Genomic DNA, 8701 nt, shown 5'->3' with positions numbered 1-8701 from the left:
CCGCGGTGATCTGCCGGCCCAGGATCGAGACGTGCTGGTTGTAGCCGGCGAACTCGACCTCCTTGTAGCCGATCTCGGCGAGCCGGGCGAGCACCCGCTGCGGCCGGCGGCGGGTCAGCGCGAGCAGCAGCAGCCCGGCGGGCAGCGCCCGCAGCGCGCCGGACCAGAGTGGCCGGTCCGGCGGCAGCAGCTCGGAGGTGACCAGGTAGGTGGTGCCCCAGAAGGTGGGCGCGAGGGCGGTCAACGCGATGTCGGTGCGGCGACGGCTCATCGGGCACTCGATTCTCTTTGCAGTAAGTAGCTTAGTGCTAAGCTAATCAGCCGTGAGCGGAAAGCGGAAGGGCGACGTGGGGCACAATCCGGGGGTGACCGACCGGGACGACGTCGACCTCATCGTCGAGCAGTGGCGGCGCGAGCGCGCCGGGATGCGGCCCGAGCCGATGGCGGTCTTCGGCCGGATCTACCGGCTGGCCCGGATCGTCGGTGACGCGCAGGAGCGGGTCTACGCCGACTGGGGCATCGGCCGTGGCGAGTTCGACGTGCTGGCCGCGCTGCGCCGCAGCGGCGAGCCGTACACGCTGGCGCCGAAGGAGCTGACCGCCGCGCTGATGCTCACCTCGGGCGGGATGACCGGCCGGCTCGACCGGCTGGAACGGGCCGGGCTGCTGCGCCGCGCGCCCGACCCGCCGACCGGCGGGCCTGCGGGTGACCCTGACCGACACCGGCCGCCGCGCGGTCGAGGAGGCCGCCGAGGCGGGCCTGGCGGTGCAGCGACGGATCCTCGACGCGCTGCCCCCGGCGGACCAGACCCGCCTGGGCGATCTGCTGCGGGCCCTGCTCGCCGCCGCCGAAGCGGGCTGACCGGGCCGACGGGCGGGTCGGCGATGACGCAGGATGGGGGCGTCACCCACCCGACGGAAGGATCATCCGTGCCCGCCAGCGAACCCACCATCGTCGCGACCAGCATGGGCTTCAGCAGCCGGGACCGTGGCCCCTGGGACGCGAAGCCCGGGCCGGTCTTCGACCTGATGGCCGAGCTGGCCGGGGCCGACGAGCCGAAGATCTGCTACCTCAACCAGGCGGTCGGCGACCAGCCCACCGCGTTCACCGTCTTCTACGGCGCCTTCGCCGGCACCCGGTTCCGCCCGTCCCACCTGGCGCTGTTCCCGATGCCGACCGTCGACGACATCCGGGCCCACCTGCTCGCCCAGGACATCATCTGGGTCGGTGGCGGCAGCGTCGCCAACCTCTGCGCCGTCTGGCGGGTGCACGGCCTGCCGGAGATCCTGCGCGAGTGCTGGGAGGCCGGCGTGGTGCTCGGCGGCGTCTCCGCCGGCTCGATCTGCTGGCACGTCGGCGGCGCCACCGACAGCTTCGGCCGCACGCTGCGCGCCTTCACCGACGGCCTCGGGTGGCTGCCGTACGGCAACGGGGTGCACTACGACAGCGAGGAGCAGCGCCGCCCGCTGATGCACCGGCTGGTCGGCGACGGCACCCTGCCGGTCAGCCACTGCACCGACGACGGGGTGGGGCTGGTCTACCGGGGGACCCGGCTGGCCGAGGCGGTCGCCGACCGCGCGGGCGTGGCCGCGTACGAGCTGACCCCGGACGGCGCGGGCGGCGCCCGGGAGACCCGAATCGAACCCCGGCTGCTCACCGCCTGAGCGCCGCTCGCCGGCCCCTTCGGGTACGCGGACGGCGGGCCCGGGTTCAGCCGGCCTCGGCCCGCCCGGGGCGGTGCCGGAGCGCGGCGTCGAAGACCTGGGCCAACTCGGCCGCGTCCTCCCCGGCGTGGTGGGTGTGCGGCACGTCGGTCAGGCCCAGCTCGTGCTTGATGATCCCCTTGCGGGTCCGCACCCACTCGCAGCCGGTCCGTCCCATCCACCAGCTGCGCAGGTCCACGCCGGAGCCGGTCGCGCCGAACGGGCTGCGGCCGGTGAACCGGACGAAGTACCAGTGCACGAACATGCCGTCCCAGACGGCGGGCGCGGCCAGGAAGACCGGCCGGCCGATCCGGCGCAGCCCGTTGACCCAGCTCGCGGCGGCGCCCATCGCCTCCTCGGCGGTGGGCGCCTCCCGCAGCAGCCGGTCCCGGTCGAGCCCGGAGACCGCCAGGGCGGCCGGCACGAACTCATCGGAGATCGGCTTCAGCTCGGTGTAGAAGGCGAGGTCGGGCCGCCCGGCCACCGCCATGCCCAGCGAGATCATGCTGTACGGGCCGGGGATCGGGCCGTCCGCCTCGACGTCCACCGCCACGTACAGCTCCGGCAGCCGCTCGCCCGCCCCGCTCGTCATCCGGGCAGGCTAGCAACGCTGCCGGCGTACCCGGGACGTCTTTTCCCCCGGCCGGTGGGCCTACCTGCCGGGTGTCGGCGGACACCGGCGTAAGCTGGCTCGTCGTGAGTCTCACCATCGGCATCGTCGGCCTGCCCAACGTCGGCAAGAGCACCCTGTTCAACGCGCTCACCAAGAACGACGTGCTCGCCGCGAACTACCCGTTCGCCACGATCGAGCCCAACGTCGGCGTGGTCGGGCTGCCGGACGAGCGGCTGGCCACGCTCGCCGAGATCTTCTCCTCGCAGAAGGTGCTGCCGGCGCCGGTGTCGTTCGTCGACATCGCCGGCCTGGTGCGGGGTGCCTCCAAGGGGCAGGGCCGGGGCAACGCCTTCCTGGCCAACATCCGCGACGCCTCGGCGATCTGCCAGGTGGTGCGCGCGTTCTCCGACCCGAACGTGGTGCACGTCGACGGCAAGATCTCCCCGGCCGACGACATCGAGACGATCAACACCGAGCTGATCCTCGCCGACCTCCAGACCCTGGAGAGGGCGCTGCCGCGACTGGAGAAGGAGGCCAAGCTCCGCAAGGACCGGGCCGCCGCGGTCGCCGCCGCCAAGGCCGCCGTCGACGTGCTCGACGGCGGTACCACGCTCTACGCCGGCGCCGCCGCCGCGAAGATCGAGCTGGAGCACCTGCGCGAGCTGCACCTGCTCACCACCAAGCCCTTCCTGTACGTCTTCAACGTCGACGAGGCCGAGCTGGCCAACGCCGAGTTCCTCGACGAGCTGCGCGCCCTGGTCGCGCCCGCCGAGGCGGTCTTCATGGACGCGAAGATCGAATCCGAGCTGGTGGACCTGCCCGAGGAGGAGGCCCGCGAGCTGCTGGAGTCGATCGGGCAGCACGAGCCCGGCCTCGACCAGCTGATCCGGATCGGTTTCCGCACGCTCGGGCTTCAGACGTACCTGACGGCGGGCCCCAAGGAGGCGCGCGCCTGGACCGTCCCGGTCGGCGCGACCGCGCCGGAGGCCGCGGGCGTCATCCACAGCGACTTCCAGCGCGGCTTCATCAAGGCCGAGGTCGTCTCCTACGCCGACCTGGTCGAGGCCGGATCGATGGCGGCGGCCAAGGCCGCCGGCAAGGTCCGGATCGAGGGCAAGGAGTACGTCATGCAGGACGGCGACGTGGTGGAGTTCCGCTTCAACGTCTGACTCCGGCCTGTTCCCGCAGGTCAGGCGGTTGTTTCGTTGCTCTGGGGCACACCGGGGGCACAGCCCCACGCGTCATCGACCGCGCGGCGGGTGCGTTCCTCCGAGTCGGGCATCAGGTGGCCGTAGGTCGACAGCGGGGTCGCCTAAGGGCGCGTCGCACAGTCCGGACGCGTGGCCGTGGTGAGCGGATGAAGAGGGTCTGGGTCAGCCTGGGGCGAGGAGGCAGAACTCGTTGCCTTCCGGGTCAGCGAGGACCGTCCACGGGACGCTCTGGCCCAGGTCGATGGGGGTGGCACCGAGAGCCCGCAGTCTGGCCGCCTCGGCCTCCAGGTCGTCACCCGGGTATGGGCGGACGTCGAGGTGAACGCGATTCCACCCAGTCTTCACGTCGGGTGTGCGGAGGAATTGCAGATATGGGCCGACGCCCTTGGCGGAGCGCAGTACCGCGTTGTGGTCGGTCACCTTGTGCAGGGTCCAGTCCATGGCCTTGCTCCAGAAGCGGGCCATGGCTCGCGGATCCGCGCAGTCGACCACTACCGAGGCGATCGGTCCGGTGTCCCGGATCGGGTCGCGCCAGTCCAGCACGCAGAACTCGTTGCCCTCCGGGTCGGCCATGACCGTCCATGGGACGTCGCCCTGGCCTACGTCGGCGGGGGTTGCGCCGAGTTCCATCAGGCGCGTGACCACCTCCGCCTGATGGGCCGCCGAGGTGGTGGCGAGGTCGACGTGCACGCGGTTCTTCACCGTCTTGGGTTCCGGGGAGGCGATGAGGTCGAGGCAGACAGCGGCGGGGTCGGGGTAGACGAAGCCCTCGGGTTCGAGGTTGGTCACGCCGGGTCCCTCGCTGGAGATTCCCCAGCCCAGCGTCTCCGCCCAGAAACCGCCCAGCGCGGAGTCGTCCCGAGCCTTCATGTTGATTTGAACGAGCCGCGTTGCCATGCCGACGATGCTAAAGGAGATCAGTTCGATCCGGGGATGGAGACCTGGCGCTCGCAAGGTGGGGAATGAAGCCACCTTGGCTGAGTGACGAACAACCACGTGCGTCCAGGAGCAAGCGCGACCAGCGCGCGATGGCAAGCAGGACCACAGTGGGTGCCCAGCTCAGTAACATGCGCACATGTCCCGGCCGGTCATCTTCGATCTCTTCCATACCCTGCTGCACGCTACCGACGACGTCGAACGCGACCGGGTAGTCGGTGAGATGGCGCTCATGGTCGGGGTGGCTCCACCTGCCCTGGTCGCGGAGTACCACGCGACCTGGCGCGACCGGCTGGTGCGGTGGGACGTGGAGGAGACCGTCCATGTCCTCGCCAGTCGCCTCGGCGGCACACCAACCGAGGAGCAGGTGAGACGGGCCGGGGATCATCGGCGAGCCCTCGCGCGCCGGGTGCTGGACGAAGTTTCGACCGCCACGCTGGACGTGCTTGACGCGCTACGCGACGGGGGGCACCCGTTGGCCCTCATCAGCAACGCCACCGCGGACGCTGCTGAGGCATGGCCGCAGAGCCGGCTCGCCCGCCGCTTCGACGTCGCGATCTTCTCCTGCGACGTTGGGCTGGCCAAGCCCGACCCGGCGATCTACCGCGCCGCCACTGAACGGCTGGGCGTTGCACCGGCACAGTGCGTCTTCATAGGCGACGGCGCAGATGGCGAGCTGGCCGGTGCGGCAGCGGTCGGCATGACGGTCTTCAGGACCACCGAGCACAACGACACCGATCCGAGCTGGGACGGACCGGGGTTCCCTGCTCTCAGCGACCTGCCCACCCTGCTGCGCGACCCCACCAGGAGGACCAGGGCGTGAGCCACCAATGACGTGAGCCCAGAACGGGGCGTGTCGCTCTGGGGCACACCCCTATTTCGTGCGCTCAGGGTGCATGTCGCCCGGATTCACCGGGTGGCCGGGGACGTTGATGCACAACTGTCCCGGCTCGGCACCACACACCGGGCAGGGACGGTACGACTCGACGGACCCCGGGTCGAGGCCCCTCGCCTGGGCCGCTCGGACGATCTCGTCGGCCGCGTGGTGCAGCTCGAGGTCCCGATGTCGCACGGCAGCCTTGTGGATTCGCTGGAGCGCGTCTCGCGCCAGCTCCCCGGGGTCAGTCATCCGACCGACCTTCCCGCTGCGCGCGCCGTCACACGCACACCCCCGTTGACCTGCTGAAACGCGCGGTACGAGCCTGCTCCAGGAGGTCGAAGCGCTACTGCTCGCCGCGCCGACGCGCGAGATGGACGGTGAGGTCGGCGGCGATCTCGACCGTCTCGGGCAGGACCCGCATGATCCGGCTGAACACCTGCTCCCGCTCCGGGGTCGGCAATTCGAGATAAGCCGAGATGGTCGAGAGATGGCCCACGTAGTCGCGAGCACTCATCGTCGCCCGCCGCACGATCACCGACTGCCGAACATCGGCGAACCACTCAGACCGTCGGAGTTCCGTACCCGGCCACTGCATGTCATGTCCCGGAGGCGTCCCATCTGGAGACGGAACATCGTCGCTCGCCAGGAACGGTGCCCGGGCCGCGCGAACAGCTTCCTCCACAGCCGGGTCGGCCAACTGGAGTGGTCCACCGAACGAGGCGAACACGCCACCCGGCTCCAGCAGCGCGGCCACCCGCGACCACCGGCCCTCCGGGTTCGTCCAGTGCAGCGCCGCTGCCGCGTACACCAGCCCGTAGCGCTCGCCCGGTCGCACGTCCTCGAACGCGGCCTGCACGGTCCTGACGTTTGCTGCCACGTGCTTACGCAGCTCGGCGAGCATCGCCCCGTCAGGCTCGGTCGCGGTGACCGTGACCCCTCGTCGAGCGAACAGCCGGGTTGCCTTGCCGGTGCCGGCGCCAATCTCCAGGGCAGTCCGAACCGGTTGACCCGCGTACGTCATCACCATGTCGAAGAGCTCCACGGGATACCCCAGCCGGAACCGTTCGTATGCTTCCGCCACCACTCCGAAGCCCAGTGCGCGACGAGACATGGCGAGCATCCTGACACGAGCTGCGCCGTGAATGGCTGGTGTTTCCGCGCCAAGTTCCGCCTCGGGTGTCCGATTCCGGCCTGTTTTCGCTGGTCAGGAGCGGTGGCTGGCGTCGTTCGGTCTGCCAGTCGCCGTCGGGCTCGGCAGCGTGGCCCGACGCTGATGAATGGCCGCAGCCCCATCGGGTACGCGGGCTGCGAAGGATCAATTGTCCGGTGCGGAGACGCGCACGACTGATCTGACGTACGAAGGGATGCCGGCGATGAAGGACAGGATCCTGAAAGGGTTGCGGAGGAAGGCGAGCGCGATCGTGGTACGCCGCCGAGCCAAGGATTCCGTGATCAACAAGCCGACCGGCGCCAGAAGGCCCGGCAGGCGTTTCCAGTGAGGCCGCGACCGGCCGGGGGCTGAATGGCCGCCCGGCCGGTGGCGAGGGTCGGCTGCCCCAGGGCCGGCTGACGGCTGGATTCCCCGGGTACCGCAAGGCGTCGATGGGGTCAGTCGCCGGAGAACCCGGTGAAGTGGATCTGGCCCGGGCGGCCGTCGAGGTAGCTGACGACGTAGACGCCCTGCCACCGTTCCCGGATCGGGTAGGGATCGAAGCTCTTCAGCCACGCGAGGACCTCATCCGGCGCGGGGTGAACGGTGCCGAAGTAGGCGAGCAACTGCTCGTCGGTCAGCGGGGACACGGTGCCCGGCGCCGGCTCGTCCGAGACGCCGTTGACCATGTCGATGACGGAGTGCGTGCCCGAGTGCGGTTGCGCGGCGAACAGCGAGTCCGGGTCGACCGGCCGAGGTCGCCGCTGCGCGGCTCGCCAATCGTCCAGCAGGAACTCGTTGATCCCGCTGTCGTCGTGCGCGGGATCGAGCGTCGCGCGGAACTCCTCCTCGGTCAGGGCGTACGTGGGGTCCGGCTCCTCGCGGTGGTACGCGCCCCGGTCGTACACCTCCTGGCGTAGCTGCCGGAGCGCGGCGGCGACGTCCGGCTGGTAGGCGACGCTGTACGACCATCCCGAAGCACCCACGTGCTTCTCCTCTCGACCGCTGCCCGGGGTCGCGATCCCCCGAAGATCGACCCGACCGTAGTGGGGCGGTCGGACAGACCGTCGGGGCCGCTCGCCGGCTCGCGGACGACGGACCCCGAGGACCCGGCCGGGCCGGGCCGAGGTGATCGACTCCAGTTGCGGCGGGTCGCGGTGTCCGTGGTGCCGCGTCACCGCGCCACGCCGCACACCGAGTCGATCTCTCCGCCGGTCAGGATGCGCAGCGGTCGAAGCGGTTCGTCCACCCCTCGTCGGACGAGGCGTAGAACGTGAACAGCGCGAAGCCGCGTCCGTCGTGGTCGACCAGCAGGGAGTCGCCGAACTCGTACCGCTCGGGGGACACGTGGTCCCGGTCGGGGCCGGCCTCGCGGACGCCGAGGTCGAGCCGTACCCATCGCTCGTCGTCGGCGGCGAGCAGCCAGGTGCCAGCGGCCGCCGTGGGTCGGCGCGGCGAAGTAGGTCCGCCAGATGTAGTCGTCGCTCCAGGTGACGCGTAGTTCGCGGAGGAGGTGGAACAGGTAGTCGTCCGAGACGGGGCCGAGCCGCGCCGAGCCGTCCGCACCCAGCTCCAACCGGTCCCCGCTGGTGGTGCACCACGATCCGGTGAGGTCGGCGCTGGTGAGGTCCGGCGGTACCGGTGCCGGCGAGGTACATGCTGCGCCCGCGAGGAGGACGAGCGTCAGCAGGACCGTCCTGGTGACCGCGCGCCGCACGACTGCGCCGCGAGCCGGTGGTGGCGCGTGCCCGTCCGCCGGGTCGACCGGTCCATGATCCACGCGCCGATGGTAGGCGCGGGCGGCTCCGGTCCGCCGCGGGGCCGCTCCACTGTGACCCAGCCGTGGCCGGGCGTCTCTAAGGGACGTCTCGTAACTCAGTGAAGGCGTTGTCCGTGACCGGGTCGGTGCTCACCTGACGAGGGCGATGTTGTGGAGATGGGCGATGGCTGAAGCGGTGTCGGTCAATGTGCTGGCAGCGCGGCGGTAGTCGCGCAAGATCTTCCAGCACTTCATCCTGGCCAGGGCGTGTTCGACCTGGGCGCGGACCGTGCGGTGTTGGGCGTTGAGCTCCTGCTTCCAGTCCGGCAGTGGGCTGCCGTCGCGGTTCTTGCGGTACGGGATGATCACGTCGGGGTTGCCGCGGTAGCCGCCGTCGGCCATGACCGGCCGCCCGTTCAGCTTCTGGTCGATGCCAGAGGTGCCGGTAG

General features: G+C 70.7%; 10 protein-coding genes and 2 pseudogenes. 5 read left to right on the top strand and 7 right to left on the bottom strand.

What is annotated here, in order from left to right; translation table 11 throughout:
* Positions 1-271, bottom strand: a pseudogene (locus JNW89_RS19350) (hypothetical protein); the annotation flags it as partial.
* A gap of 154 nt (positions 272-425) precedes the next feature.
* On the opposite strand from JNW89_RS19350, the pseudogene JNW89_RS19345 reads away from it, so the two are divergent.
* Both JNW89_RS19345 and JNW89_RS19340 read left to right on the top strand, forming a co-directional pair.
* Positions 426-629: pseudogene (locus tag JNW89_RS19345) on the top strand (MarR family transcriptional regulator); the annotation flags it as partial.
* A gap of 300 nt (positions 630-929) precedes the next feature.
* Positions 930-1664, top strand: a complete 735-nt coding sequence (locus JNW89_RS19340) for a peptidase E (protein WP_238449973.1) — start codon at positions 930-932, stop codon at positions 1662-1664.
* A gap of 46 nt (positions 1665-1710) precedes the next feature.
* On the opposite strand, the gene JNW89_RS19335 is transcribed toward JNW89_RS19340, so the two are convergent.
* Positions 1711-2295, bottom strand: a complete 585-nt coding sequence (locus JNW89_RS19335; protein WP_238449972.1) for an exonuclease — start codon at positions 2293-2295, stop codon at positions 1711-1713.
* Between the two features lie 104 nt (positions 2296-2399).
* Between JNW89_RS19335 and ychF the strand changes: the two genes are divergently transcribed.
* Positions 2400-3485: a redox-regulated ATPase YchF gene (gene ychF, locus JNW89_RS19330; RefSeq protein WP_238449971.1), complete on the top strand. Its 1086-nt coding sequence runs from the start codon at positions 2400-2402 to the stop codon at positions 3483-3485.
* Between the two features lie 204 nt (positions 3486-3689).
* Here ychF and JNW89_RS19325 read toward each other — a convergent pair whose 3' ends face one another.
* Positions 3690-4424: a VOC family protein gene (locus JNW89_RS19325; protein ID WP_238449970.1), complete on the bottom strand. Its 735-nt coding sequence runs from the start codon at positions 4422-4424 to the stop codon at positions 3690-3692.
* A 178-nt stretch (positions 4425-4602) separates the two neighbouring features.
* Here JNW89_RS19325 and JNW89_RS19320 point away from each other — a divergent pair, with 178 nt between their 5' ends.
* On the top strand, positions 4603-5286 hold the full coding sequence (locus JNW89_RS19320) for an HAD family hydrolase (protein WP_238449969.1): 684 nt from the start codon (positions 4603-4605) through the stop codon (positions 5284-5286).
* Between the two features lie 400 nt (positions 5287-5686).
* On the opposite strand, the gene JNW89_RS19315 is transcribed toward JNW89_RS19320, so the two are convergent.
* A complete protein-coding gene (locus JNW89_RS19315) occupies positions 5687-6454 on the bottom strand; it encodes a trans-aconitate 2-methyltransferase (protein ID WP_238449968.1) in 768 nt (255 codons plus the stop codon).
* Between the two features lie 262 nt (positions 6455-6716).
* Here JNW89_RS19315 and JNW89_RS36825 point away from each other — a divergent pair, with 262 nt between their 5' ends.
* The gene (locus JNW89_RS36825; RefSeq protein ID WP_255540992.1) at positions 6717-6842 is read left to right on the top strand and encodes a hypothetical protein; all 126 of its coding nucleotides are present in this window, start codon (positions 6717-6719) and stop codon (positions 6840-6842) included.
* A gap of 109 nt (positions 6843-6951) precedes the next feature.
* Here JNW89_RS36825 and JNW89_RS19310 read toward each other — a convergent pair whose 3' ends face one another.
* The 3 genes from JNW89_RS19310 to JNW89_RS19300 form a co-directional block, all read right to left on the bottom strand.
* Positions 6952-7479, bottom strand: coding sequence for a hypothetical protein (locus tag JNW89_RS19310; protein WP_238449967.1), 528 nt, complete (start codon positions 7477-7479; stop codon positions 6952-6954).
* 229 nt (positions 7480-7708) lie between these two features.
* Positions 7709-8059, bottom strand: a complete 351-nt coding sequence (locus JNW89_RS19305) for a hypothetical protein (protein WP_238449966.1) — start codon at positions 8057-8059, stop codon at positions 7709-7711.
* 343 nt (positions 8060-8402) lie between these two features.
* Positions 8403-8701 (bottom strand): transposase family protein (locus JNW89_RS19300; protein WP_238449965.1); only part of this gene is annotated, 299 nt, incomplete at its 5' end.

Source organism: Micromonospora sp. 4G55 (genome assembly GCF_016803375.1).
Note: the sequence above shows the minus strand (reverse complement) of the source record. Positions and strands in the feature narration are given on the sequence as shown.